We start from the raw sequence: 25,054 nt of genomic DNA on the forward strand, positions 1-25,054 counted from the left end.
GCTCGAGAACGGGTGTCATCCCCTTCGTTCCGGGGGTACGCCCCTTCGCATGACGTCCACGCTGGAACGCGGAGATCGGGACGAGCGCGTCGGAGCCGGGCTGGCGCGGGCGCTCGACGACGCGGCACGCAAGCTGCTCGAACGCGGCGACGAGGAGACCGTCGAGTACACCCTCGAGCTGATCGTGCGAGGGGCGATCGACACCATCCCGCACGTCGAGCAGGCCGGTGTCTCGCTGGTGGAGCGCGGCGGACGGGTCGAGTCCCACGCCCCCAGCAGCCGGGTGGTGCGAGAGCTCGACGAGCTCCAGACCCAGTTCGCCGAGGGACCGTGCCTGGACGCCATCTGGCACGAGCAGCGGACGCTGGTCGAGGACATGGCCGAGGCCCACGACCGATGGCCCCGTTACGCCCCCGCGGCCCGGGAGCGGTCGATCGGGTCGCTCTTGTCGTTCCAGCTCTTCGCCAGGAGCGGCAGCGCCGGTGCCCTCAACCTGTACGCGACCGATCCCTACGTCTTCGACGAGGCCACGGCGGACGTCGGCGCCCTGTTCGCCGCGCAGGCGGCGCTGGCGCTGCACGGGGCACAGCGCGTGCAGGGACTCCACGTCGCCCTGGACAGCCGCGACGTCATCGGACAGGCCAAGGGCATCCTCATGGAGCGTTTCCACGTCAGCCCGGCGCGGGCGTTCTCGATGCTCGTGGAGTCCTCGCAGCAGACGAACATGAAGCTGGCCGGCGTGGCGGAGTGGCTCGTCGGCGAAGTGGCCCAGGACGCCGACGCCTGACGCGGTAGCGTCGCCGACGGACAACGGCTACGCTCCGCGCCCAGCGCCCTAACAGCAGGCCGCGAGTGGTCAACTCCTGATGGCTGCGTCGATCTGCCCGGGAGTGGTCCCGGCCCTCGGCGGGGTCGATCTGATCGGAAATCGTGCTGCGCGCAGGGTGGGCGCACGAGCCGATCCCGCCACGCGGCCGAACCATCGTCGCCGGGCGGGGATGGATGGTGCCGATGAGCACCGGGTCCGCATCGCCGCGTTCGCCGGACGGCGCCGAGCGCGTGCAGTACGTCATCGACATCGTCGATGCCGCCGCCCGCGACCTGCTCACCCACCGCGGCGTGGACGACACGCTCGACCTCGTGGTGAAGGGTGCCCTGCAGGCGGTGCCCGGGGCGGCGCAGGCCGGGGTCTCGCTGGTCAGCCGCAGCGGGGCGGTCACCACCTGCGCCCCGACCGACGAGGTCGTGCGCGACCTCGACGAGATGCAGGCGCGGCTGCGCGAAGGGCCCTGCGTCGACGCCATCTTCGAGGAACGCCAGGTGACGGTGCCCGACCTGGACGCCGACACGCAACGCTGGCCCCGCTTCGCGGAGACCGCCGTGCAACGCGGGTTCCGGTCGATGGTGGCGTTCCAGTTGTTCTCCGATCCCGGGAGCGCCGGGGCGCTCAACCTCTACGCGCCCCGACCCGATGCGTTCGACGAGCTCGCCCTGGAGATCGGGGCGCTCTTCGCCTCGCACGCCGCGATCGCCCTGTTCGGCGCCCAGCACGCCGAGAACATCGGTCAGGCGCTGGCCACACGTGACCTCATCGCGCGGGCCAAGGGCATCGTCATGGCCCGCTACGGCCTCGGCGACGCCGACGCATTCAGCCTCCTCGTGCGCACGGCCAACGACCGGCGGATCAAGTTGGTCGAGCTGGCCCGCGGTCTCAACGAGGACGTCGCCGCCGGGACCACGCCCAGGGTCTGAGGGACGCCACACAGCACAACCTCCCGGGCTCCACCCCGGGAGGAGCCGCCGCCGGGGGCGCCAGGATGCTCCCTGCCCCGTCGTCGGCTCCCAGGCCCTGGCCGGTTGACCCACCAGCCGGTCAGGGCTCCAGCTCCCGGGTCCCCACCCGGGCGGAGCCCGCTGCCTCGGGTCCACGGCCCTGTTCGCGCGGCGCCGGCTCCACGCCCTGGCCGGTTGACCGAACAGCCGGTCAGGGCTCCATCACCGGATGGTTCCCGGACGCACGACGTCCCACACCCGCGTCCGGGAATCGACGAGCCTGCTGCCGGCCATGCCGCGCAGCAGCGGGCAGCCCCCACGAGCGACGTCGCTCTCCGGCCGTCGCCGGGCGGCTGCCGCCGGTGCCGGACCGCGCGTCCCCTCCCCCCGGGCCGCGGTCCGGCACCGGTCCGGGGTCCTCGCTCAGACGTTGAAGCGGAACTCCACGACGTCGCCGTCGACCATGACGTAGTCCTTGCCCTCCATGCGGACCTTGCCCGCCGACCGCGCGGCGGCCATGGAGCCGGCCTCGACGAGGTCGTCGTAGGAGACGACCTCGGCCTTGATGAAGCCCTTCTGGAAGTCCGTGTGGATCACGCCCGCGGCCTCGGGGGCGGTGGCGCCCCTGCGGATCGTCCACGCCCGCGACTCCTTGGGGCCCGCGGTGAGGTAGGTCTGCAGCCCGAGGGTGCGGAACCCGGCACGGGCCAGCGCGTCGAGCCCCGGCTCCGGTTGCCCGATCGACTCCAGCAGCTCCTGGGCGGACTCGGCGTCCAGCTCGAGCAGCTCCGCCTCGACCTTCGCGTCGAGGAACACCGCCTCGGCCGGGGCGACGAGCTCGGCGAGCTCCTTGCGGCGCGCGTCGTCGGTCAGCACCGGCTCGTCGGCGTTGAAGACGTAGAGGAACGGCTTGACCGTCAGCAGGTTCAGCTCGCGCAGCCGCGGCGAGTCGAGGCCCGCCTGGAACAGGGTGCGGCCCTCGTTCAGCACGCCCTGCGCGTGCTGGATCTCGTCGACGACGGCCTTGGTCTCCTTCTTGACCCGCGCCTCCTTCTCCAGGCGGGGCAGGGCCTTCTCGATCGTCTGGAGGTCGGCGAGGACGAGCTCGGTGGCGATCGTCTCGATGTCGGCGGCGGGATCGACACGGCCGTCGACGTGCACGACGTCGTCGTCGGAGAACACCCGCACGACCTGGCAGATCGCGTCGGCCTCGCGGATGTTGGCCAGGAACTTGTTCCCCAGCCCGGCGCCCTCGCTGGCCCCGGCGACGATCCCGGCGATGTCGACGAACGACACGGTCGCCGGCACGACCTTCTCCGAGGAGAACATCTCCGCGAGACGGTCGAGGCGCGGGTCGCGCAGCGGCACCACGCCGACGTTCGGCTCGATGGTGGCGAAGGGGTAGTTCGCGGCGAGCACGTCGTTGCGGGTCAGGGCGTTGAACATCGTCGACTTGCCGACGTTGGGCAGGCCGACGATGCCGAGGGTCAAGCTCACGGGATCCCAGTCTGCCAGCGACGGATCCGGACGGGCCGCGGCGGCGTCCAACCAGGGTGAGAACCCTTCCACCCGATCCCGGAGGCCCCCGTGTCCGCCCTCGCCACCGTCCCCACTCCCCTCGGCCCCTTCACCGCGCTCGTCGACGACGAGGGCGCGGTGCTCGCGTCGGGCTGGACCGACGACGCCGACGGCCTGGTCGCGCTCGTGCACGCCGACCTGCGACCGGCCGACCCGGGCCGGCGCGCCGACCTCGGCGAGGTGACGGCGGCGGTCGCGGCGTTCCACGGGGGCGATCCCGCGCCGGCGGCGGCGATCCCGGTGCGCCAGGTCAGCGGGCCGGCGACGACGGCGATCCGGGAGCGCCTGCGTGCGGTGCCCGCGGGCGAGCCGACGACGTACGGCGAGCTCGCGACGGCGGCCGGCTACCCGCGGGGCCACCGGCTGGCCGCCCGGGCGTGCGTCCACAACGCCGCGACGCTCTTCGTCCCGTGCCACCGGGTCCTGCGCCGCGGCGGCGGACTGGGCGGGTACCGGTGGGGGCTGGATCTCAAGGAGCGGTTGCTGGCGATGGAGGCTTCCTGGTGCGACGCGCCGGAGGGCCACGGCCGCGGTGACGCGTCGTTGTCGGGGGTGTGATCCATCCTCGGCCTCGTGACGGTGGACGGAGTGCTGGCCGGGTTGCTGCTCGGGCTCGTGCTGGGGGCGGGCGTCGGTGCGTGGGCGGCGCTGCACCTGGCGGCCGCGCGACGCGAGGCCGCGGTGTCCGAGGCGGTGCGGCGCGCGGGGGCGGAGGTCGCCGCGGCCCGGGCCGAGCTCGACGCCGAGCGGCGCGGAGCCGGCGAGCGGGCGCGCGCCGTCGTTCCGGCGGCGCGCGCGGCGTCGTCGGAGGCGCTGGATCGCGTGATCGAGCCGGTGGCGGCGGCGCTGCAGCGCATGGAGCAGGAGATGGCCGGGGCCGCGCGCGAACGGGAGGCGGCGTTCGCGTCGTTGCGTGAGCACGTCGGGGCGGTCGCGGCCGGCGCGCAGGGCGTCGCGGGTGAGACGCGGGCGCTGGTGGGCGCCCTGCGCGCCCCGCACGTGCGCGGACGCTGGGGCGAGCTGCAGCTCGAGCGCGTCGTCGACCTCGCCGGCATGGTCGAGCACTGCGACTTCACCCGGCAGGCGCACGCCCCCGGCGGGGACGACGACGGCGCCCAGCGCCCCGACCTCGTGGTGCACCTCGCGGGCGGCAAGCAGATCGTGGTCGACGCCAAGGTCCCGTTCGCGGCGTACCTGGAGTCCACCGAGGCCCGCGACGACACCGCGCGCCGCGAACGGGTCGCCGCGCATGCCAAGCAGGTGCGCGCGCACGTCGACGTGCTCGGGGCGAAGGCCTATTGGCGGCGCTTCGACCCGACGCCGGAGTTCGTCGTCATGTTCGTGCCCGGCGAGGTGTTCCTCTCCGCCGCGCTGGAGGCCGACCCGACGCTGCTCGAGCACGCGTTCGGCGCCGACGTCGTCATCGCCACCCCGACCACGCTGATGGCGCTGCTGCGCACGGTCGCCTACGCGTGGCGCCAGGAGGCCCTGGCGCGCAACACCGCAGAGGTCCACGCGCTGGGTCGCGAGCTCCACGGCCGGCTCGCCACGCTGTCCGGGCACCTCGCCCGCCTCGGACGCTCGCTCGACGGCAGCGTGCGCTCGTTCAACGACACGGTCAGCTCGCTGGAGTCCCGGGTGCTGGTCAGCGCGCGCCGCTTCACCGACCTGTCGGTGACCAGTGGCGATCTCGAGGGACCCGACCAGGTCGAGCGGCGGCCGCGCGCCCCGGCCGAGACGGGGTGACGTGCCCCGTCCCGGTGGTACACGTCACGCCACGCGCCGCACCTCGTGGCGGGCGAACGGCGGGCAACTGAACGACCGCTAGCGTTGGGAGCATGACCAGCGCGCGGGAGGACACCGCCACCGGGGCGGTGGGCCCCGGCGAGCGATCCGTGGTGCGCTCGCTGCGCGGGTTGCACTGGTGGTCGGCGGTCGCGCTCGCCGCGGTCCTCTCCGTCGCCGGGGTCGCGGTCGATCTGATGGCGTCCGGCGAGCTGAACGTGGTGTTCACCGCGTGCTTCGCGGGCGGCTGCATCCTCGCGACCGCCTGGGCCCGCCGCGACTCGCTGTTCGTCCCCCTCGTGCAGCCGCCGCTGCTGCTCGCCGCCGCGGTGCCCGCGGTGGTCGTCGCGTCGGGGTCGCTGCCCCGCTCGGGGGGGACGACCGCCGCGCTGCTCGCGATCGGCGGCCCGCTGGTGAACGGCTTCCCCACGCTGGCGGTCACCACGGCGATCTGCCTGGCGCTGGGGTTCGTCCGGACGCGCCTCGAGCCCTACGCGCGCCCGGAGGACGACCTCGACCCCGACGCCCGCCCGGTCCGCGACCCCCGCGACAGGGACCCCCGCGACAGGGACCCCCGCGACCGGGACCCCCGCGACCGGGACCCCCGCGACCGGGACCCCCGTGACAGGGACCCCCGCGACCGGGACCCCCGTGACAGGGATCCCGGCGACCGCGATCGTCGGCGCGACCCGCGGGACCGCGGTGGGCGCGACCCCCGCGACCGCGACCCGCGTGACCGCAAGGACCCCCGCGACCGGGACCGCGACCGGGACCGGGACCCCCGCGACCGCCCGCGCAAGCCCATCCAGATGCGACCGGTGCGCGACGACCGCCGCCGGCCCTCGGGCGGCGACCCGCGACGGCGCCCGGTGCGTCCCGAGGACCCCGACGACGAGTTCGGGCCGGGCGTGCGCCGCGTGCCGCGCCGCGTCGAAGGACCGGACGACCGGCGCTGACCCCGCGTCTCCACTGATCGACGGGGACTTCGCGCGCGTGGACGCAGCGAATCGAGGGGAGCACGCCGAGAGGGTTCGCTGCGTCCCGCGCCGCCTGCTGCGTCGCCGCGCCGCCTCAGTGGGCGTACTCGTCGCGGCGCAGGAGCATGGCGCCGAGCATGGTCAGGAACATGAGCACGTGGCCGGCGGCCATCACGGTGCCGCCGGAGACCAGGCCCAGCCCGTAGGGCGCGAGCAGGAGCACGAACGGCGCGCACATCGCGGCCGACATCTCCGTGATCTGCCGGGCGGAGTGGCGCCGGACGGCCATCCACAGCGCCATGCCGAACGTCATGGTCGCGGCCATGACCAGCGCGTGCACGGCCGGCATGGCCACCCACGCCGCCGGTGTCAGCGGCATGAGCAGCGCCATCCCGACGAACATCGCGATCACCATCTCGACGTAGTGGAGGGCGAAGCGCAGCACGCGCCGGGACCGGGGGCGCACGGCGGTGGCGGTGGTGGCGGTGGTGGCGGTGGTGGCGGTGGTGGCGGCGGGGGTGGTGGGCAGGGTGGTCATGGCGGGTCCTTCCGCGGGTGCCGGACGACGACGCGGACGAGCTTCGCGACCGGCGGCCCGCGGGAGACGTGCCGGAGGTCATGACCCGGGGTCACGACGGGGCATGACCCCGCCTCAGAGCAGGTCGAGGGCGCGGGCGCGCAGGGCGGCCTGGGTTCGGTCGCGCGCGCCGAGCTTGCCGAGGACGTTGGTCACATGGTTCTTCACCGTGCCCTCGGCGAGGTGCAGCGTCCGCGCGATCTCCCGGTTGCTGCGGCCGTCGGCGAGCAGGCGCAGGACGTCGACCTCCCGCTCGGAGAGCGGCACCACGAGCGGCTGCGGACGGCGGGCGGGCTCGTCGGCGGGCAGCCGCGCGACGCGGGCGACGACCTTCGCGGCGACCGAGGGCTCCAGCACCGAGCCCCCGCCGGCCGCGGTCAGCACCGCGTCGACCAGACGCGCCGACGACACGTCCTTGAGCAGGTAGCCGACGGCCCCGGCCCGCAGCGCGGCGAAGACGTCCTCGTCGTCGTCGAACGTGGTCAGCGCGATGACGCGGACCTCCGGGTGCTCGACGCGCAGCCGGCGGGTCGCGGCGACGCCGTCGAGCACGGGCATCCGCAGGTCCATGAGCACGACCTCGGGCGCGAGCTCGGCGACCCGGCGCAGGGCCTCCTCGCCGTCGCCGGCCTCGCCGACCACGACGACGTCGTCGCGCACCCCGAGCAGCGTGGCCAGCGCCTCGCGGAACAGGGCCTGGTCGTCGACGAGCAAGAGCCGCACGGGGGACGTGGCGCGGCCCGGATCGACCCGTGGTCCCGGTGCCCTCACGCCGGTACCTCGACGGTCAGCGCGCAACCGCCACCCGGCGCCGCGGCGAGCTCGAGGCGCCCGCCGAGGTCCTCGGCGCGCTCGCGCAGGCCGAGGAGGCCGACCCCGGTGTCGTCGGGGTCGGGCGTGCCGGCGCCCCGCCCGTCGTCGCGGACCTCGACCCGCACGGCCGCCGCGGCGTAGTCGAGCACCAGCTCCGCGCGGCTCGCGGCGGCGTGCTTGCGCACGTTGGTCAGGCCTTCCTGCGCGGTCCGGAACAGGGCCTCGTGCACGGTCTCGCTGACCGGGCGCTCGTCGCCGACCACGGTCAGCGCGGTCGGCAGGCCCGCGGCGGAGCTCTCGGCGGCGAGGTCGCGCAGCACCTCCGGCAGCGGCGGGACCACCCGCGGCTCGCGCAGCACCCGCACCGACCGCCGCACCTCGGCAAGGGCGGACTGTGACTGGTGCTGGGCCTTGGCCAGCACGCCGTCGACGGGTCCGTGCTCGTCGGACCCGTGGGCCAGCAGCGCGCGAGCCGCCTGCAGCTGCATCGCGACGACCGTGAGCGAGTGCCCGAGCCCGTCGTGGATGTCGCGCGCCAGCCGGTTGCGCTCCTGGGCGGCGGCAAGGCGCTCGACCTCCGCCGTCCGGTCCCGCAGCTGCTGGTGGGCCGTGGCGAGCTCGCGACGCATCGCCTGCTCACGGCGCAGCAGCTCGGTGACCACGGCCGCGAACACGACGGCGACGAGCGTTCCCAGCCCCTCGCGCACGCCCTCGATCAGCGGCATCCCGGCGTGCACCATCGGCACCATCGCGATGACGACGGCGGTCACCGGCAGCGGGAGCAGCAGCACGCACTGGCTGACCAGCACGACGAGGAAGAGCGTCGCGCCCACGCCGGGGGCGAGCGCGAAGACGATCGACGCGAGCACGAGCCCGACGAGGACGTACGCGCCGGACCACCACCGCCGGTCCCGGCGCTGGACCCACCGGAAACCCAGGGTCGCGAGCAGCGCGTACGCGACGCCGAGCGGCAGGACGGCGACGGGGTCGCCCCCACCGAGCACCCCGAGCACGAGGGTGAGCAGCGCACCCCCGGTCAGCAGGGTCAGGGCCAGCAGCACGGGGACACTCTGCGGTGCCCCGCCGCCGACTTCAACGCCGCGTGGTCAGCGCACCGCCTGGGGCTTCATGTCGCGCTTGAGCTCGCGCGGCAGCGAGAAGGTCAGCTTCTCGTTGGCGGTGGTGATCTCCTCGACGTCGGCCCAGCCGCGGTCGGCCAGCCAGTGCAGCACCTCGCCGACGAGGATCTCCGGGACCGAAGCGCCGCTGGTGACGCCGACGGTCGTGACGCCCTCGAGCCACGACGCGTCGATCTCGCCCGCATGGTCGACCAGGTACGCCGCCGACGCGCCGGCCTGCAGGGCGACCTCGACGAGGCGCACCGAGTTCGAGGAGTTGCGCGAGCCGACGACCAGCACGAGGTCGCACTCGGGTGCCATCTGCTTCACCGCGACCTGGCGGTTCTGCGTCGCGTAGCAGATGTCGTCGGACGGCGGGTCGGCCAGCGACGGGAAGCGCTCGCGCAGCGCGCGGACGGTCTCGAGCGTCTCGTCCACCGACAGCGTCGTCTGCGAGAGCCAGATGACCTTCTCGGGGTCGCGCACGGTGACCTGGTCGACCGCGCCGGGCCCGTCGACGAGCTGCACGTGCTCGGGCGCCTCGCCCGCCGTGCCCTCGACCTCCTCGTGGCCCTCGTGGCCGATGAGCAGGATGTCGTAGTCGTCGCGGGCGAAGCGCTTGGCCTCCTGGTGGACCTTGGTCACCAGCGGGCAGGTCGCGTCGACGGTGCGCAGCTCGCGGGAGGCGGCCTGGGCGTGCACGGCCGGGGAGACGCCGTGGGCGGAGAAGACGACGGTGGCGCCCTCGGGCACCTCGTCGGTCTCCTCGACGAACACCGCGCCGCGCTCGGCCAGCGTCTTCACGACGTGGCGGTTGTGCACGATCTCCTTGCGGACGTACACCGGGGCGCCGTAGGTCTCCAACGCCTTCTCGACCGCCACCACGGCCCGGTCGACACCCGCGCAGTAGCCGCGGGGCTTCGCGAGCAGCACCCGCGGGGTGGGCTCGCCTGCCTCGTGCTCACCGGTCATACCTCCCAGCGTACGGGCGATCCACATCACCGATCGGCCGTCGGCGGCCGTGGGTGGTCGTGCGCACATCGAGCGCCGGCTGGTGGCACCCTGTGCACATGAGTTCCCTGCCGTTCCCGGTGCGGGTCGCCGCCGGTCTGGTCGTCACGGCCGTCGAGGAGGCGCGGGATCTCCCGCGCACCGTCGCAGGCCTGCCCATCACGGCGGTCAGCCGGGTGCTGCAGCTCGGGATGCGCGCCCAGCAGGTCGTCACCGAGCTGGCCATCAAGGGCGACACCGCGCTGGACGGGATGCGCCCGGTCGAGGAGGCCCCCTCGTGGGCCCGGTTCGACGACGACCTGCCCGAGGCGCTGCCCACCGGCTACGACTCCTACTCGGTGGACGACGAGCCGGACCTCCCCGGCCCCCCGCCGCGCGTCAACGGTCACGCGCCGGCGCTGGGTGTCGTGGGTGAGGCCGGCGTGACGCCGTCGGTCACCCCGGACGCGCTGCCCGGCTACGAGACCATGACCATCGCGCAGCTGCGGGGGAAGCTGCGCGCGCTGAGCGTCGAGCAGGTCGACGAGCTGCTCGAGTGGGAGCAGGCGCACGCCAACCGCCCGCCGTTCGTCACCATGTTGAGCAACCGCATCGCCACGCTGAAGGCCCAGCAGTCCTGAGCGGTGCCGACGTGAACGGCCCGCCGGCGGCGACGACCCCCGCGCCGCCCACGAGTGCCGAGGAGCCCTGGCCGGTCCGCACGGTCGCGCGCAAGATCGCCGCCTGGATCGACCGGCTCGGCGCGGTGTGGGTGGAGGGCCAGCTCACCCAGGTCACCGCGCGGCCGGGCTCGTCGACCGCGTTCCTCGTGCTGCGCGACCCGGCGGCGGACGTCTCGCTGGGGCTGACCGCGCCGACGTCGATGGTGCGCGGCGCGGCGCCGCCGCTGGCCGAGGGCGCACGGGTGGTCGTGCACGGCAAGCCGTCGTACTTCTTCGGGCGCGGCACGCTGTCCCTGCGCGTCGACGAGATCCGCCCCGTCGGGGTCGGCGAGCTGCTCGCGCGCATCGAGCGCCTGCGCGCCCTGCTCGCCGCCGAGGGCCTGTTCGATCCAGCCCGCAAGCGCCGCCCGCCGCGGCTGCCGCGCTGCGTCGGGCTCATCACCTCGCGGGCCAGTGCCGCCGAGCACGACGTCGTCACGGTCGCCACGGGGCGCTGGCCGGCGGTGCGGTTCCGCACGTGCAACACGCCGACCCAGGGCGCGCAGGCCGTCCCGGAGATCCTCGACGCACTGAGCGCGCTGGACCGCGACCCCGACGTCGAGGTGATCGTGCTGGCCCGGGGGGGCGGGAGCGTCGAGGACCTGCTGCCGTTCTCCGACGAGGCGCTCTGCCGGGGCGTGGCGGCGTGCCGCACGCCGGTGGTGTCCGCGATCGGTCACGAGCCCGACACCCCGCTGGTCGACCACGTCGCCGACGTGCGCGCGGCGACCCCCACCGACGCGGCGAAGCGGATCGTGCCCGACCTGGCCGAGGAGACCGCGCACCTCGCCCAGCTGCGCCGCCGGGCCCACCGTGCCCTGCACGCGTGGGTCGAGCGCGAGGACGCGGCGCTCGCCGCACTGCGCCGCCGGGCCGTGCTGGCCGACCCGCTGGGCCCGATCGCGGCGCGCGAGGACGCCGTCGCGGCGCTCCGGGCCCGCGCCCGCCATGTGGTCGACGCGGGGCTCACCGCCCGCGACGCCGACCTGCGCCACCTGCGCGCGTCGCTCACCGCGCTCGGGCCCGCGGCGACGCTGGCCCGCGGCTACGCGATCGTCCAGCACGGGGCCGATGGGCGTCCTCCTGGCGTCGACGCGCCGGTCCTGCGGTCGGCCGGGGCGCCCGCGGCCGGCGACCACCTGCGCGTGCGCCTCGCCGACGGCGCCGTCCACGCCATCGTCACGGACCGCGACGACTCGTGATCATGTCTCTGTCAGCGGTGGGGCATCACGGACACTGGGTGTCAGCGATGGCCCACCGCTGACACGAGGGACGATGGCGGGCATGACGGAGAGCGACGACGAGCCGGGGTACGAGCAGGCGCGGGAGGAGCTCGCGCAGGTGGTCGCGCGGCTCGAGGCGGGCGGGCTGAGCCTGGAGGACTCGCTGGCGCTGTGGGAGCGGGGCGAGGCGCTGGCGCGGGTGTGCGAGCGCCACCTCGCCGGGGCACGGGAGCGGGTCGAGACGGTGCTGCACGAGGCCGGCGCGGACGAGGAGGGCACGGCGCGCGGGTGATGCGCCCCCGATCCGGGTCGGTCATGCCTCAGACTCGACGACCATGAGCAGTCCGCACGGCGCTCCCGGCAGCGACCGGGACCTCGACCGCGCGGTGTCCGGCGCGCACGCCGACTACCACCGCGAGATCCAGCAGCACGCGGAGCCCGACGGCCTGGTCGACGACGTCGTCACCTACCGGATGCTCGCGCCGCACCTGATGCGCACGCTGCTCTTCCTCGTCGCGCCGACGGTGCTGCTGCTCGTCAAGGTCGTCATCGACTACCTGGCGTCCATGTCCACGCCCGACGGGTTCACCGACGCGGTGTCGGCGCTGCTCGGGGTGCTGATCGTCGTGCTCTACCTCGCGGGCATCGCCTCGTTCTTCGCGCCCGCCAAGGAGCCGATCGCCGAGCACGCCCGCCTCCTGGAGAACCGGGGCGACGCCGCCGCGAGCGCCTACGAGCACGTGCGCGCCGCCGCGGCCGCGCGTCGCAGCCCCGCCGAGGTCTCGCCGTCGACCGTGGCCGGCGTGCCGGTGCTGCTGTTCCGCCAGTATAGCGAGCGCGCGATGCTGCTCGTCCAGCCCTACGGCCGCGACCTCTACGTCGGCTGGACCATGTGGCGTTCGCGCTCGACCGCGACCCTGCTGCTGCACTTCCTGCGCGACACCTTCGGCCGCTTCGCCCCGGCGCCGCGCTTCTCCGCGGAGCTGCGGGCCGCCGCGACCCGGGCGCTGCGCGAGAGCGTGCACTCCCTGTCCCGCGAGGGTGTCGCGGTCGCGCTGCAGGGGCCGGCGCCGCAACCCGCCGGACCCGGGCCGGCCACCGGCGCCTGGTCGGCGCCTCGCGAGGAGCCACCGACGAGCTGGGGGGACGGCCGGGACAACCGGGACAACCGGCACGAGGTCCGGGAGCCGGGCCGGGCCGCCGCCCACCAGGGCGCCGGGCACCCCGCCGACCCCCCTCCCTCGGGCGCCCTCCCGACCGCCGGCCCGGCGGTCGACACCCACGGCGCCTGGACCGGCGAGGGCCGCGACGCGCCACAGGTCGGGGTGCCGGCCGACACCGACGAGGGTTGGGGCCCGCCGCCGCGCGACCGCTGGTGACGTCGCGAACAGGCGCCCGGGGTGGCGCGGTCTGCGAGGATGGCGGCCCGGCGCGGGCCCGCCCGTCCGGGCCGCACGGATGCCGCACGCCCCGCAGACCCGCACGGAGGTGCCCCCGGTGAGCCCGCAGGATTCCGCCGCCGACGCCCGGACCCACGAGCCCCCCGACCGCAACCTGGCCATGGAGCTCGTCCGGGTCACCGAGGCCGCCGCCATGGCCGCCGGGCGCTTCGTGGGCCGCGGGGACAAGAACGGCGGCGACGGCGCCGCGGTCGACGCGATGCGCAAGCTGATCGGCTCGGTGTCGATGCGCGGCACGGTGGTCATCGGGGAGGGCGAGAAGGACGAGGCCCCGATGCTCTACAACGGCGAGGAGGTCGGCAACGGCGACGGGCCGGACTGCGACGTCGCCGTCGACCCCGTGGACGGCACGACCCTGATGGCCAAGGGCATGCCGAACGCGCTCGCCGTCCTCGCGGTCGCCGAGCGGGGCGCCATGTTCGACCCGTCCGCGGTGTTCTACATGGAGAAGCTGGCCGTCGGCCCCGAGTGCGCCGACGTCGTCGACATCGAGCGGCCCGTCCGCGACAACCTCCGGGCGGTCGCACGGGCCAAGGGCGTCAACGTCTCCGACGTGTCCGTCGTCGTGCTCGACCGGCCCCGTCACGAGCAGCTCGTGCAGGACATCCGCGACGCGGGTGCCCGCATCCGGTTCATCTCCGACGGCGACGTCGCCGGCGCCATCGCCGCGGCCCGTCCGGAGAGCGGCGTCGACGTGCTGCTCGGGATCGGCGGCACGCCGGAGGGGATCATCACGGCGGCCGCGCTGGCGTGCATGGGCGGGGTGCTGCAGGCCAAGCTCTGGCCGAAGGACGACGAGGAGCGTGAGAAGGCGGTGGGCGCGGGCCACGACCTCGACCGTGTCCTGTCCACCCGCGACCTCGTCCACGGCGAGAACATCTTCTTCTGCGCCACCGGGATCACCAACGGCGACCTCCTGCGTGGCGTGCACTACCGCGCCGGTGGGGCGTCGACCCAGTCGCTGGTGATGCGCTCGAAGTCGGGGACGGTGCGGATGATCGACGCGTGGCACCGGCTGCACAAGCTGCGCGAGTACTCGAACGTCGACTTCGGCCCCGGCGTGCGCGAGGAGGACGTGCCCGTCTGGGGACCCGAGCACTCGACCCTGTAACGCGGGGCACGCGCCCGTCGAACGGCGTGGTGGTCGGCACCGTGGCGGTCACGGTGGGGATGATGGCCGCCTCTGGGGGGTCGTCGTTGCGACCAACGCCCGGTCCAGTCCGGTCCACGGAGGTCCTCGTGTCACCCCTGCGCCCGCCCTCGGAGAAGACGCTGGTGACGATGCTCGTCGCCCTGCTCGGCGTGCTCGGGGTGCTGGCGGTCGGGACGGGCGGCCCCGCCCCGGCGCCGGCCGCTCCCGCCCCCGTCGCCGCGCCGCCGGTCGAGCCCGCCGCGGTCACGGCGCCGGCCGGCGCACCCGCTCCCGCCGCCGCACCCGCTCCCGCCGCCGAGCCGTCGCCGGCCCCCGCTGCTCCCGCCGCCCAGGCGCTCGCCACGGGGACCCCGTGCTCGAGCACGGCCGACGCCTGCGTCGACCTCTCCTCGCAGCAGGCATGGCTGCTCGACGGCGCCGGCAACGTCACCTACGGCCCGGTCGGCGCGCTCGGCGGCACCCGCAGGGACCCCACGCCGACCGGCACGTTCTCGGTCGACTACAAGGACCGGGAGCACCGCAGCAACCTCTACGACGCCGACATGCCGAACTCGGTGTTCTTCGCACCGGCGATCGCGTTCCACCAGGGCAGCCTGTCCGAGCGCTCGCACGGCTGCATCCACCTCGGGCGCACCGCCTCGCAACGGTTCTTCGCGAACCTCTCGCCGGGTGACACCGTGCAGGTGGTGCGGTGAGAGCGGTGCGAGACTTCCCGGTATGACCGAGGAGCAGGAGTACCGGACCGAGCGCGACACGATGGGCGAGGTCCGGGTGCCGGCCGCCGCGCTGTGGGCCGCGCAGACCCAGCGGGCCGTGGAGAACTTCCCGATCTCCGGACGCCCCATCGAGCCGGCCCAGATCCGGGCGCTCGGACTGGTCAAGGGCGCGTGCGCCCGGGTCAACAAGGACCTCGGGGTGCTCGACGCCGAGATCGCCGACGCCGTCGCCGCGGCGGCCGACGAGGTGGCCTCCGGGGCGCACGACCGCGAGTTCCCGATCGACGTCTTCCAGACCGGCTCGGGCACCAGCTCGAACATGAACGCCAACGAGGTCATCGCCACGCTGGCCTCGCGGGTGAGCGGGCGCGACGTCCACCCGAACGACCACGTCAACGCCTCGCAGAGCTCCAACGACGTCTTCCCGACCACCATCCACCTCGCCGCGAGCGAGGCGATCGTGCGCGACGTCGTGCCGGCGCTGGACCACCTCGGCGCGGTGCTCAACCGCAAGGCGCAGGACTGGAAGCACGTCGTCAAGGCCGGGCGCACCCACCTCATGGACGCGGTGCCGATCACCCTCGGCCAGGAGGCCGGCGGGTGGGCCACCCAGTGCAGCCACGGCACCGAGCGCCTGCGCGCCGTCCTGCCCCGCCTCGGCGAGCTGCCGATCGGCGGCACCGCGGTGGGCACCGGCATCAACACCCCGGAGGGCTTCGGCGGCAAGGTCGTCGAGCGGCTGCGCCAGGCCACGGAGATCCCCGAGCTGACCGAGGCCCGCGATCACATCGAGGCCCAGGGCGCCCGCGACGGTCTCGTCGAGGCGTCCGGGGCGCTGCGCACGGTGGCCGTCAGCCTCTACAAGATCGCCAACGACGTCCGCTGGATGTCGTCGGGCCCGTCCACCGGCCTCGCCGAGATCCGCATCCCCGACCTGCAGCCCGGCTCGTCGATCATGCCCGGCAAGGTCAACCCGGTGATCTGCGAGGCGACGATGATGGTCGCCGCCCAGGTCATGGGCAACGACGCGACCGTCGCGTTCTCGGGCAGCCAGGGCAACCTCGAGCTCAACGTCATGATGCCGGTGATGGGCTACAACGTCCTCGAGTCGGCGCGCCTGCTCTCCGCGGCCGCGCGCCTGCTGGCCGACCGCGTGCTCGAGGGCACCGAGCCCGACGAGGAGGCGTGCCGCCGGTACGCCGAGTCGTCGTCGGCGATCGTCACGCCGCTCAACCGCCTCATCGGCTACGAGGAGGCCGCGAAGATCGCCAAGCAGGCGATGAAGGAGCGCAAGACGATCCGCGAGGTCATCGAGGACGAGGGCTACGTCTCCAGCGGCCGGATCACCCAGGAGCAGCTCGACGACGCCCTCGACGTGCTGGCGATGACGCGGGTCGACCAGTGACCCCCGCACGCCGGTGACCCTGCTGGGCGAGGTCGTCGCCGCCTCGGGCGAGGTGGCGGCGACCCGCTCGCGCAAGGCCAAGACCGCGACGCTCTCGGCGCTGCTCGCCCGCCTCGAGCCGGCGGAGATCCGGCCGGCGACGGCGTGGCTCGCCGGCGAGATGCTCCAGGGCCGCACGGGCATCGGCTGGCGGACGCTGCAGGCGCTGACCCCGACGCCCGCGGCGACCTCGACGCTGACCGTCGCCGACGTCGACGCCGCCCTCGAGCGGCTGGCGGCGCTGGCCGGCTCGGGCAGCGGGGTCGGGGCGCGACGCGCGGCCGAGCTCGGCGCGCTGATGGACGCGGCCACCTCCGACGAGGGTCGCTTCCTGGTGCGGCTGCTCGGCGGCGAGCTCCGGCAGGGCGCTCTCGAGGGGGTCATGATCGAGGCGGTCGCCGCGGCCGCCACCCTGGCGAGCGACGCGACGGGCAGTCGGGTGGAGGTCCCGGCGGACGCCGTGCGTCGGGCGTTCATGCTCTCGGGGCGGTTGCCCACGACGGCCCACGTCGCCCTGACCAGCGAGGACCCGGTCGCCGACCTGGCGGCGATCGGGCTCGAGGTGCTCCGGCCCGTGCGTCCGATGCTGGCCTCGCCCGGCGACTCGCTGGACGCGGCGCTGGCCGAGCTGGGCACCGAGGTGGTCGTCGAGCAGAAGTTCGACGGCGCCCGCATCCAGTGCCACCGCCGCGGCGACGAGGTGCGCGTGTTCACCCGCACGCTGCGCGACATCACCGGCGGCGTGCCCGACACCGTGGCGCTGCTGCGGTCGCTGCCGGTGGAGTCGGTGGTGCTCGACGGGGAGATCCTGGCGCTGCACGACGACGGCCGGCCGCGGCCGTTCCAGGAGACGATGAAGGCGTTCGGGTCGACGGGTCTGCGGCCGTGGTTCTTCGACTGCCTGCACCGCGACGGCCTCGACCTCGTCGACGAGCCCCTGGAGCGCCGCCGCGCCGAGCTCGCCGCGATCGCGCCCGACCACGTCATGCCCGGCGTCGTCCGCCCGAGCGCCGAGGAGGCCGCCGAGGCGGTGGACGCCTCGCTGGCCGCGGGGCACGAGGGCTCGATGGTCAAGGCGCTGGACTCGACCTACTCGGCGGGCCGGCGCGGCCGGGCCTGGCAGAAGGTCAAGCCGTCGCACACCCTCGACCTCGTCGTCCTGGCCTGTGAGTGGGGGTCCGGCCGACGCCGGGGCTGGCTGTCGAACATCCACCTCGGAGCGCGTGAGGGGGACGGGTTCGTCATGATCGGGAAGACGTTCAAGGGCATGACCGACGAGACCCTGCGCTGGCAGACCGACACTTTCCCGCGGTACGAGACGCACCGCGACGCCTGGGCGGTGTACCTCCGGCCGGAGATCGTCGTGGAGATCGAGCTCGACGGCGTGCAGACCTCCACCCGCTATCCCGGCGGCGTCGCGCTGCGCTTCGCCCGCGTCGTGCGCTATCGCGACGACAAGCCCGCCGCCGAGGCGGACACGATCGACGCCGTCCGGGCCCTGCTGCCGTAGGTGGGTGCAGCGAACGTGCCGTTCGCTGCCTCTATGCGCGCGAACTCCCCGTTCGCGGCGGGGTCGGGCCCAGCTCGCCGCGGCGCACCGCGCGGCGCTCGAACCACACGGTGGCGGCCGGCGGGATGCTCGCGAGCAGCGCGAGGACCGTCGTCGTCGGGCTCCACCGGAACACCCGCGCCGTGACCAGGGCGATCACCACGTAGGCCACGAACAGCGCCCCGTGGATCGGCCCGAACACGCGCACACCGACGTCGTCGAACACGACGAGGTACTTGAACGCCATGCCGACGAGCAGCCCGATCCACGAGCAGGCCTCGGCGATCGCGACGGCACGGAACACGCGCGCGAGGACCGCCGTGCGCGAGCGGGGGAGCACCGTGGACACGGCACCCACTCTGCCCGTCCGGGGCCGCGGTCAGCGGGGGGACGCGGCGATCGTCACCCGCCGGCTCTCCCCGCCGGAGAGGAAGTGCGCGAGCGCCCGCCCCTCCTCGCCGACGTCGGTGCGGTCGGCGCGGGAGAACGCGCGCAGCGGGGTGACGGTGACGGTCCCCTCCTCCACCGACCACGTCGCCGCGACCCGCCCGTCGACGAGCACGAACCGGGCGCCGGACACCGAGAGCCCCCGGTGGGCGTCGTCGACGAACCGCGAGCGGTCGTCGTAGCCCAGCACCAGGTTGTCGAAGGCGGGCAGGAAGCGCACGGGCGCCGGGGTGTCCGGGTCGGGCCGCGGGGCGTCGGGGAGGTCGAGCAGCTCGCGGCCCCGCCCGTCGCGGGAGGCCACGAGCCGCTCGCGCACCGCGTCCACCGCGCCCGGGAGCCCGGCCAGCCCCGACCACGCGCGCAGGTCGGCGGTCGCGGCGGGCCCGAACACGGCCAGGTAGCGCAGGACGAGGGCCTCGCCCACCGGGTCGCCCCCGGTGGCGGGCGGGTCGACGGGACGGCCGAGCCAGGTCTCGGCGAGGACGCAGCGGGCCGGCGCGGTCGCGCCCCACACCCCGCGCGGCGGGACCTGCACGAGCGGGACCAGTGAGGTCAGGACGTCGCCGATCTCGCGCGGGGCGAGGCCGGGCCAACGGTCGGCGAGGAGCCGGCCCACCTCGGGCATGGTGCGGGGCTCGTCGCGCAGCGCCGCCGCGCCGTCGGCGGCCAGCGCGGCGAGGTCGGTGTCGCCGAGCGTGCGCCGGTACACCCCGAGCATCCGCTGCACGAGCATCGCGTCGTGACGCGAGCGCCAGGCCAGCGCGTCGTCGGCGGTGACGAGGTGCACCGTGCGTCGCATGAGGTGCGTGCGCACCACCCGCCGGTCGGTGAGCAGGGCCGACAGCTCCGTCGGGTCGAACGCGGCGAGGCGCGACCACAGCCCGGCGTAGGGCTCCTGCGGTTCCTGGGCCTGCATCCCCGCGAGGTGGGCGACGGCGTCGAGCACCGGCACCTCGGCGCGCGCGAGGAGGAACTGGCGGGCCAGCGCCGCGCGGCCCAGCGCCCGGGCGTCGAGCACGGTCACGACGGCAGCCTGGCCGCCGCGGCGACCGCTGCGCTGACGTAGGGTCGTGACACGTGCAGTTCCTCGACGGCGAGCGCCCGCCCCACGACCTGACCTACGACGACGTCTTCCTCGTGCCGACGCGGTCGGACGTGTCGTCGCGCTCCGACGTCGACCTCTCCGTCGCCGACCCGTCCGGGGCGACGATCCCCGTCGTCGCGGCGAACATGACGGCGGTCAGCGGGCGGCGCATGGCCGAGACGCTGGCGCGCCGCGGCGGGCTCGCGGTGATCCCGCAGGACGTCGACCCGGCGGCGGTCGCCGGCGTCAAGTCGCGGCACCACGTGTGGGACACGCCGGTCGTGCTGCACCCGGGTGACGCCGTGGCCGACGCGCTCAACCTTGTCTCCAAGCGCGCTCACCGCGCGGTCGTGGTGGTCGACGACGCGGGGCGCCCGGTCGGCGTCGTCGCCGAGTCCGACTGCGCCGGGGTCGACCGCTTCACCCGCCTCGCCGACGTCCTCTCCCCCGCCGTCACGTTGCCGGTGACGACGCCGCCGCGGGAGGTGTTCGACGCCCTCGCCGGAGGGTCGGGCACGGTCCCCGCGCACGCCGGCGCCCCCGCGCTGGGTGTCGACGACGACGGCCGACTCACGGGCATCCTCACGCGCACCGGCGCGCTGCGCGCCGAGGTCTACCGCCCCGCGCTCGACGCCGACGGGCGCCTGCGGGTGGCCGCGGCGCTCGGGGTCAACGGAGACGTGGCGACGCGGGTCAAGGAGCTGGTCGCGGCCCGCGTCGACGTGCTGGTCGTCGACACCGCGCACGGGCACCAGGAGAAGATGCTCGCCGCGCTCGGTGCCGCCCGCGAGGCCGCGCCGAACGCCGTGATCGTGGCGGGCAACGTCGTCACCGCCGACGGCACCCGTGACCTCGTCGCCGCGGGCGCCGACGTCGTCAAGGTCGGCGTGGGCCCCGGCGCCATGTGCACGACCCGCATGGCCACGGGCGTCGGGCGTCCCCAGTTCTCGGCGGTGGCCGAGTGCGCCGCCGCCGCACGGGAGGCCGGCGCGCACGTGTGGGCCGACGGCGGCGTGCGCCACCCGCGCGACATCGCCCTCGCCCTGGCCGCCGGCGCCTCGGCGGTGATGGTGGGCTCGTGGTTCGCCGGGACCTACGAGTCGCCCGGCGACCTGCAGCGCGACGAGCACGGCGTCGCCTACAAGGAGTCGTTCGGCATGGCGTCCAAGCGCGCCGTCACCGCCCGCACCCGCGGCGACTCCGCGTTCGACCGCGCGCGCAAGGGGCTGTTCGAGGAGGGCATCTCCTCCTCGCGCATGCGCCTGGACCCCCAGCGCCCGGGCGTCGAGGACCTCCTCGACAGCATCACCGCCGGCGTCCGCTCGGCGTGCACGTACACCGGCGCCGCGACGCTCGAGGAGTTCCACGCCCGCGCCGTGCTGGGCGTCCAGTCGGCCTCCGGCTTCGCCGAGGGTCGCCCGCTGCCCGCCGGTTGGTGAGCGCACCACCGGTGGCAGCGAACGGGTGTCTCGTACGCCTGGAAGCAGCGAGATACCCGTTCGCTGCAACACCGGGGCCGGCTACAGCCGCTCGCCCTCCAGCATCTCGGTGACGAGGGCGGCGATGGGCGAGCGCTCGGAGCGGGTCAGCGTGACGTGGGCGAAGAGCGGGTGGCCCTTGAGCTTCTCGATCACCGCGGCGACGCCGTCGTGGCGACCCACGCGCAGGTTGTCGCGCTGGGCGACGTCGTGGGTGAGCACGACCCGCGAGTTGGTGCCCAGGCGCGAGAGCACGGTGAGCAGCACGTTGCGCTCCAGCGACTGGGCCTCGTCGACGATGACGAAGGCGTCGTGCAGCGAGCGCCCGCGGATGTGGGTCAGCGGCAGGACCTCGAGCATCCCGCGCTCGATGACCTCCTCGACGACGTTCGTCGACACCAGCGCGCCGAGGGTGTCGAACACCGCCTGGGCCCAGGGCGCCATCTTCTCGTTCTCGCCGCCGGGCAGGTAGCCGAGGTCCTGGCCCCCGACCGCGTAGACCGGGCGGAACACGACGACCTTGCGGTGCTGCTGGCGCTCGAGCACCGCCTCGAGGCCGGCGCAGAGTGCGAGCGCCGACTTGCCGGTGCCCGCGCGGCCGCCGAGGGACACGATGCCGACCTCGGGGTCGGTGAGCAGGTCGATCGCGATGCGCTGCTCGGCGGAGCGGCCGTGCAGCCCGAACACGTCGCGGTCGCCGCGCACGAGCCGGACCTGCTTGTCCGGGGTGACGCGCCCGAGCGCCGACGAGCCGCCGCCGAGCAGGCGCAGCCCGGTGTGGCACGGGAGCTCGCGGGCGGCCTCGACGTCGGTGACGCCGTCGGCGAACAGCGAGGACACCTCGTCCGGGGCTGCCGCGACCTCCGCGGTGCCCGTCCACCCGGTCGTCGTGACGTCCTGACCGTGGTACTCGTCGGCGGGCAGGCCGACCGATGCGGCCTTGACGCGCAGCGGCATGTCCTTGGTGACGAGGGTGACCCGGTCCGGGCGGGCGGGCGAGGACTCGGCCGCCAGGTTGAGCGCGCACGCGAGGATCCGGCTGTCGTTCTCCGCCGTGCGGAAGCCCGCGGGGAGCACCGACGGGTCCGAGTGGTTGAGCTCCACGCGCAGCGTGCCGCCCTCGGGCGTCATCGGCAGCGGCTGGTCCAGACGGCCGTGGCGGATGCGGAGGTCGTCCAGCAGGCGCAGGGCCTCCCGGGCGAACCACCCCAGCTCCGAGTGGTGACGCTTGGCCTCGAGCTCGGAGACGACCACGAGCGGGAGGACGACCTCGTGCTCGGCGAACCGGGTCGGGGCCCACGGGTCGCTGAGGAGGACCGAGGTGTCGATGACGTAACAGCGGCGCCCGTCGGGGGTGCTGGTGGTGCTCACGGAAGCGGGACGCTCGGCTGGTGCTGCGCTCACGACTACTCCCTCGAGCGGCCGCGGCACCGCGACCACAGTTCCTCGTCGGAACGGGTCGGCTAGTCCGGCGGCTCGACGGCGCGGTGGCGCGGCCCGGGGGCCGTCCTGCGCCATCGCGGGGCAGGACCGGGTGCCGGCCCTCCCCCGGGACCGGACCAGGGCGGTCGCGCCGCGCCGGTCGCGGACCGCGGCGCCGTGACGGCGCGGGGTCCGCGAGCGGTGGACGTCCCCGTCCCGCTCCGATCTGCCACTACCGGCCTCCCCGGACGCCCCGCATCCGGTGCGGGTCCGTCGGCGCGGACGCTACCGCCGGTAGCCGGTCGTTGTCGCGCGCCGAGCGGGGCGACTTGGTGACCTGGGTCACCGGTTTCGGGGCGCGGCCCGCCGTCCCACCGCCGTCCGGCGCAGCCACGGCGCCCACCCCGCGCGGGGTGGACGCCGCGCCGGCCGCTCAGGCGGCGGGGACGGGACGCGCAGCGCCTCGGGGGTGGGCGGGTCGTCGAGCACGCGCGCGAGACGGCCCGTGACCAGCTCGCGGGGCGTGTCGGTGAGCCCCTCCGTCAACCACGGCCGCAGCAGGCGCACACCCCCGACGTAGGTGGTGGTGTGGGTGCGCCAGCGCGGATGGGCGAGGAACTCGAGCATTCGGCGGGCCCGGCGCTCGTCGACGAGCAGCCAGCGGCGCAGGTGCGCGACGACCTCCTCGGCCGGCCGGTGCTCGGCGTGCAGCATGAGCGCGGCGTCCTGCCGTACCGGCGCGAGCCGCGCCATCACCGTCTCGACGGCCTCCCCCAGCTCGGCGTGCGCGAGGTCGACCGGCACACCCGCCGCGGCGAGGACCTCCGCGTTCCACCGCCCCCAGCCCGCCCCCACCACCACCTCGAGCCCCAGCTCGGCGGCACCCTCGGCGACGAGGCTCTGCGGGGTGCGGGCGAGGAACACCTCGCGCTCGGGGCGTGCCGACGCCGCGCCGCGGTGCGCCGCGACCCGGCAGTGCTCGGTGTGGTGGCCCGGGTAGGCCTCGTGCGCCACCAGCAGCGGCAGGTGCGTGACGCGGTGCCCGATGCCCCCGTTGACCGCGACGGCCGAGCGGCACCGGCCCAGCCACCGGCTGAACCCGCTCCAGGGCGCGGCGTCGACCACCTCCAGCGTCACCTCCTCGCCGGCCGGCAGCCCCACCGTCGACCCGGTGCGTCCGCGCAGGGCGTCGACCACGGCGCGCAGCGCGACCGGCAGGTGCTCGGCGGGGAGGCGGTCACGGTCGCGGAACGCGGCGAGGCGCTCGGGCAGCGGCCCCGGCCCGTCGACCAGCGCGTCGAGGGCCCGGTGGGCCTCCCGGTAGCGATCGGGTTCCCCGCGGGCGACGCGCACCCCGAAGCAGCGCTCGATCTCCTCGACGAACCCGACGTCGCGTCCCGCGGCCTTCTCGGCGAGGACGCGGCACGCCCGCAGCTGGGCGTCGAGGAAGGCGGTCCGCCCGGTGTCCGCGGCCGGCAGGGCGGCACGCAGGCGGTCGGTCTCGCGGGCCAGGTCGTCCGGGTCGGGTGCGGGTTCGGCCGCCACCCGCGCGGCGTCGTCCGGGTCGCCGAGGTGCGCGTCGAGGACGCCGGGCAGCACCCGGTCCAGGCGCAGCGCGAGGCGCACGTAGGCCCGGGCGACCCGGTCCACCTCCGCGTCTACCCGAGCGTCTCCCCGAGCGTCCACCCGGACGTCCACCCCCGTGCCGGCCGCGACCACCGACCGAGGTTACGCCGAGTGCTCCGACGGGGCCTCGTCACGTGCCCACCCGCCCTTGATACGACAGGCGGGTGTCGAGGTGCGCGACGCAGCGACACTGAATGCTCCCGCGGCCGCGGAAATCGGGGCCGACGTGATCGGCGGATCACCCGGATATCCCACTCAAGTCGCTCTCGGAATTGTCAATCACTCGATGGTGGGCCGCCGCTGGAAATGGCCTCTCGGGCCCGGATAGCTTTTCTCCCGTCAGCCGCACCGTCCGTGCGGCAACACCGTTCGACCGGGAACCCCGAATTCCCGCAGAACAAGACCCACGAAACGGAGCAGTGGATGCTGAAGAAGGCGGGAATCGTCGTCCTGGGTGCGACGGCGGGCATGATCTCCCTCGCTCCCCTCGCGAGCGCCGGTGAGGCGCACGACGACGACCACGACCACCGCGGCCACAGCCACTCCTCGTCCGACTGCGGCGCCTCGGCGGTCCAGCGCGGCCAGCTCAACACCGGCGACCAGGGGCTGCTCGGCATCAACAACACGAACATCCAGGCCCCGATCAACCAGCTCGGCGTGCTCAGCGCCTACGACAACGACGGCTGCGACGGCGACGACGACGAGCGCGGCGGCCGTGGGGGCCGGGGCGGCCACGGGCACGGCCACGGTGGGCGTGACGACAACGACGGCGGCGGCGCCTCGGCCGAGCAGCGCGGCCAGCTCAACACCGGCGACCAGCTGATCGGGATCAACAACACGAACATCCAGGCCCCGATCAACCAGCTCGGCATCCTCAGCGCCTACGACAACTGAGGGGCGGCCCCGCGGCGGGGCTCCGCGCCGTTCGCGACCGTGCCCATCGGGGGATGGCACGGCCGCGAGCGGAGCAGGCACGTGACGGCGACCCCGGGAGCACATGCTCCCGGGGTCGTCGTGCGTCTAGCCCAGGCCTTTCACCGGACCGGCTCTGACACCGGGGTCTGAATGACGAAAGGTGCTCCTGACCTGCGATGATCTGTCTTGCTGAGGGACAGAATC

24 protein-coding genes are annotated in these 25,054 nt (G+C 74.9%); 15 read left to right on the forward strand and 9 right to left on the reverse strand.

What is annotated here, in order from left to right; translation table 11 throughout:
• The first annotated feature begins 49 nt into the window (after positions 1–49).
• The gene (locus C8D89_RS17090) at positions 50–787 is read left to right on the forward strand and encodes an ANTAR domain-containing protein (RefSeq protein ID WP_116709307.1); all 738 of its coding nucleotides are present in this window, start codon (positions 50–52) and stop codon (positions 785–787) included.
• Positions 788–1,011: 224 nt separating this feature from the next.
• Entirely contained in the window at positions 1,012–1,752 is a 741-nt protein-coding gene (locus tag C8D89_RS17095) for a GAF and ANTAR domain-containing protein (protein WP_165825753.1), read from the forward strand.
• Positions 1,753–2,196: 444 nt separating this feature from the next.
• On the opposite strand, the gene ychF is transcribed toward C8D89_RS17095, so the two are convergent.
• Positions 2,197–3,270, reverse strand: coding sequence for a redox-regulated ATPase YchF (gene ychF / locus C8D89_RS17100; protein ID WP_116709367.1), 1,074 nt, complete (start codon positions 3,268–3,270; stop codon positions 2,197–2,199).
• A gap of 90 nt (positions 3,271–3,360) precedes the next feature.
• Between ychF and C8D89_RS17105 the strand changes: the two genes are divergently transcribed.
• The 3 genes from C8D89_RS17105 to C8D89_RS17115 all read left to right on the forward strand — a co-directional run bounded on the left by C8D89_RS17105 (position 3,361) and on the right by C8D89_RS17115 (position 6,092).
• Positions 3,361–3,909 (forward strand): methylated-DNA--[protein]-cysteine S-methyltransferase, encoded by a 549-nt coding sequence (locus C8D89_RS17105; RefSeq protein ID WP_116709309.1) that lies wholly within the window; start codon positions 3,361–3,363, stop codon positions 3,907–3,909.
• A gap of 15 nt (positions 3,910–3,924) precedes the next feature.
• The gene (locus C8D89_RS17110) at positions 3,925–5,097 is read left to right on the forward strand and encodes a DNA recombination protein RmuC (protein ID WP_116709310.1); all 1,173 of its coding nucleotides are present in this window, start codon (positions 3,925–3,927) and stop codon (positions 5,095–5,097) included.
• 92 nt (positions 5,098–5,189) lie between these two features.
• The gene (locus C8D89_RS17115) at positions 5,190–6,092 is read left to right on the forward strand and encodes a DUF6542 domain-containing protein (RefSeq protein WP_116709311.1); all 903 of its coding nucleotides are present in this window, start codon (positions 5,190–5,192) and stop codon (positions 6,090–6,092) included.
• Between the two features lie 115 nt (positions 6,093–6,207).
• Here C8D89_RS17115 and C8D89_RS17120 read toward each other — a convergent pair whose 3' ends face one another.
• The 4 genes from C8D89_RS17120 to C8D89_RS17135 form a co-directional block, all read right to left on the reverse strand.
• Entirely contained in the window at positions 6,208–6,651 is a 444-nt protein-coding gene (locus tag C8D89_RS17120; protein ID WP_207787270.1) for a hypothetical protein, read from the reverse strand.
• Between the two features lie 114 nt (positions 6,652–6,765).
• The gene (locus tag C8D89_RS17125) at positions 6,766–7,461 is read right to left on the reverse strand and encodes a response regulator (RefSeq protein WP_243418181.1); all 696 of its coding nucleotides are present in this window, start codon (positions 7,459–7,461) and stop codon (positions 6,766–6,768) included.
• Complete coding sequence (locus C8D89_RS17130; protein ID WP_116709313.1) at positions 7,458–8,564, reverse strand: sensor histidine kinase; 1,107 nt, start codon at positions 8,562–8,564, stop codon at positions 7,458–7,460. Before C8D89_RS17130 ends, C8D89_RS17125 begins: the two co-directional genes overlap by 4 nt.
• A gap of 45 nt (positions 8,565–8,609) precedes the next feature.
• Positions 8,610–9,593: a 4-hydroxy-3-methylbut-2-enyl diphosphate reductase gene (locus C8D89_RS17135; protein ID WP_116709314.1), complete on the reverse strand. Its 984-nt coding sequence runs from the start codon at positions 9,591–9,593 to the stop codon at positions 8,610–8,612.
• 98 nt (positions 9,594–9,691) lie between these two features.
• Between C8D89_RS17135 and C8D89_RS17140 the strand changes: the two genes are divergently transcribed.
• The 8 genes from C8D89_RS17140 to C8D89_RS17175 all read left to right on the forward strand — a co-directional run bounded on the left by C8D89_RS17140 (position 9,692) and on the right by C8D89_RS17175 (position 17,839).
• Entirely contained in the window at positions 9,692–10,252 is a 561-nt protein-coding gene (locus C8D89_RS17140) for a lipid droplet-associated protein (RefSeq protein ID WP_116709369.1), read from the forward strand.
• Between the two features lie 11 nt (positions 10,253–10,263).
• Positions 10,264–11,535, forward strand: a complete 1,272-nt coding sequence (xseA, locus tag C8D89_RS17145) for an exodeoxyribonuclease VII large subunit (protein ID WP_116709315.1) — start codon at positions 10,264–10,266, stop codon at positions 11,533–11,535.
• Positions 11,536–11,617: 82 nt separating this feature from the next.
• Entirely contained in the window at positions 11,618–11,848 is a 231-nt protein-coding gene (locus tag C8D89_RS17150; RefSeq protein WP_116709316.1) for an exodeoxyribonuclease VII small subunit, read from the forward strand.
• A gap of 43 nt (positions 11,849–11,891) precedes the next feature.
• Positions 11,892–12,935, forward strand: coding sequence for a hypothetical protein (locus C8D89_RS17155; protein ID WP_116709317.1), 1,044 nt, complete (start codon positions 11,892–11,894; stop codon positions 12,933–12,935).
• 181 nt (positions 12,936–13,116) lie between these two features.
• Complete coding sequence (glpX, locus tag C8D89_RS17160) at positions 13,117–14,127, forward strand: class II fructose-bisphosphatase (protein WP_243418198.1); 1,011 nt, start codon at positions 13,117–13,119, stop codon at positions 14,125–14,127.
• Positions 14,128–14,255: 128 nt separating this feature from the next.
• Complete coding sequence (locus C8D89_RS17165; protein ID WP_243418182.1) at positions 14,256–14,864, forward strand: L,D-transpeptidase; 609 nt, start codon at positions 14,256–14,258, stop codon at positions 14,862–14,864.
• Between the two features lie 22 nt (positions 14,865–14,886).
• Positions 14,887–16,290, forward strand: coding sequence for a class II fumarate hydratase (locus C8D89_RS17170; protein ID WP_116709319.1), 1,404 nt, complete (start codon positions 14,887–14,889; stop codon positions 16,288–16,290).
• 13 nt (positions 16,291–16,303) lie between these two features.
• On the forward strand, positions 16,304–17,839 hold the full coding sequence (locus C8D89_RS17175) for an ATP-dependent DNA ligase (protein ID WP_116709320.1): 1,536 nt from the start codon (positions 16,304–16,306) through the stop codon (positions 17,837–17,839).
• Positions 17,840–17,870: 31 nt separating this feature from the next.
• On the opposite strand, the gene C8D89_RS17180 is transcribed toward C8D89_RS17175, so the two are convergent.
• Together C8D89_RS17180 and C8D89_RS17185 are read right to left on the reverse strand one after the other, a co-directional pair.
• Entirely contained in the window at positions 17,871–18,227 is a 357-nt protein-coding gene (locus C8D89_RS17180) for a DUF3817 domain-containing protein (RefSeq protein WP_243418183.1), read from the reverse strand.
• 30 nt (positions 18,228–18,257) lie between these two features.
• Positions 18,258–19,349, reverse strand: a complete 1,092-nt coding sequence (locus tag C8D89_RS17185; protein ID WP_116709321.1) for a winged helix DNA-binding domain-containing protein — start codon at positions 19,347–19,349, stop codon at positions 18,258–18,260.
• A gap of 53 nt (positions 19,350–19,402) precedes the next feature.
• Here C8D89_RS17185 and guaB1 point away from each other — a divergent pair, with 53 nt between their 5' ends.
• Complete coding sequence (gene guaB1 / locus C8D89_RS17190) at positions 19,403–20,848, forward strand: GMP reductase (protein ID WP_116709322.1); 1,446 nt, start codon at positions 19,403–19,405, stop codon at positions 20,846–20,848.
• An 81-nt stretch (positions 20,849–20,929) separates the two neighbouring features.
• Here the strand turns inward: guaB1 and C8D89_RS17195 are convergent, their stop codons facing one another.
• Positions 20,930–22,258, reverse strand: a complete 1,329-nt coding sequence (locus C8D89_RS17195; RefSeq protein ID WP_116709323.1) for an RNA 5'-3' helicase PhoH2 — start codon at positions 22,256–22,258, stop codon at positions 20,930–20,932.
• Between the two features lie 393 nt (positions 22,259–22,651).
• Positions 22,652–23,959: a DUF885 domain-containing protein gene (locus tag C8D89_RS17200; protein WP_207787272.1), complete on the reverse strand. Its 1,308-nt coding sequence runs from the start codon at positions 23,957–23,959 to the stop codon at positions 22,652–22,654.
• 399 nt (positions 23,960–24,358) lie between these two features.
• Here C8D89_RS17200 and C8D89_RS17205 point away from each other — a divergent pair, with 399 nt between their 5' ends.
• Positions 24,359–24,829 (forward strand): hypothetical protein, encoded by a 471-nt coding sequence (locus C8D89_RS17205; RefSeq protein WP_116709324.1) that lies wholly within the window; start codon positions 24,359–24,361, stop codon positions 24,827–24,829.
• Positions 24,830–25,054: the final 225 nt, after the last annotated feature.

The organism is Actinomycetospora cinnamomea (assembly GCF_003096675.1).
GTDB classification, from domain to species: domain Bacteria; phylum Actinomycetota; class Actinomycetes; order Mycobacteriales; family Pseudonocardiaceae; genus Actinomycetospora; species Actinomycetospora cinnamomea.

Excerpts from the sequence above, each read along its gene's own strand:
- C8D89_RS17090 (WP_116709307.1), top strand. The coding sequence starts at position 50 with ATGACGTCCACGCTGGAACGCGGAGATCGGGACGAGCGCGTCGGAGCC.
- C8D89_RS17095 (WP_165825753.1), top strand. The coding sequence starts at position 1,012 with ATGAGCACCGGGTCCGCATCGCCGCGTTCGCCGGACGGCGCCGAGCGC.
- C8D89_RS17115 (WP_116709311.1), top strand. The coding sequence starts at position 5,190 with ATGACCAGCGCGCGGGAGGACACCGCCACCGGGGCGGTGGGCCCCGGC.
- C8D89_RS17120 (WP_207787270.1), bottom strand. The coding sequence starts at position 6,651 with ATGACCACCCTGCCCACCACCCCCGCCGCCACCACCGCCACCACCGCC.
- C8D89_RS17135 (WP_116709314.1), bottom strand. The coding sequence starts at position 9,593 with ATGACCGGTGAGCACGAGGCAGGCGAGCCCACCCCGCGGGTGCTGCTC.
- C8D89_RS17140 (WP_116709369.1), top strand. The coding sequence starts at position 9,692 with ATGAGTTCCCTGCCGTTCCCGGTGCGGGTCGCCGCCGGTCTGGTCGTC.
- C8D89_RS17150 (WP_116709316.1), top strand. The coding sequence starts at position 11,618 with ATGACGGAGAGCGACGACGAGCCGGGGTACGAGCAGGCGCGGGAGGAG.
- C8D89_RS17155 (WP_116709317.1), top strand. The coding sequence starts at position 11,892 with ATGAGCAGTCCGCACGGCGCTCCCGGCAGCGACCGGGACCTCGACCGC.
- glpX (WP_243418198.1), top strand. The coding sequence starts at position 13,117 with ATGGAGCTCGTCCGGGTCACCGAGGCCGCCGCCATGGCCGCCGGGCGC.
- C8D89_RS17170 (WP_116709319.1), top strand. The coding sequence starts at position 14,887 with ATGACCGAGGAGCAGGAGTACCGGACCGAGCGCGACACGATGGGCGAG.
- C8D89_RS17205 (WP_116709324.1), top strand. The coding sequence starts at position 24,359 with ATGCTGAAGAAGGCGGGAATCGTCGTCCTGGGTGCGACGGCGGGCATG.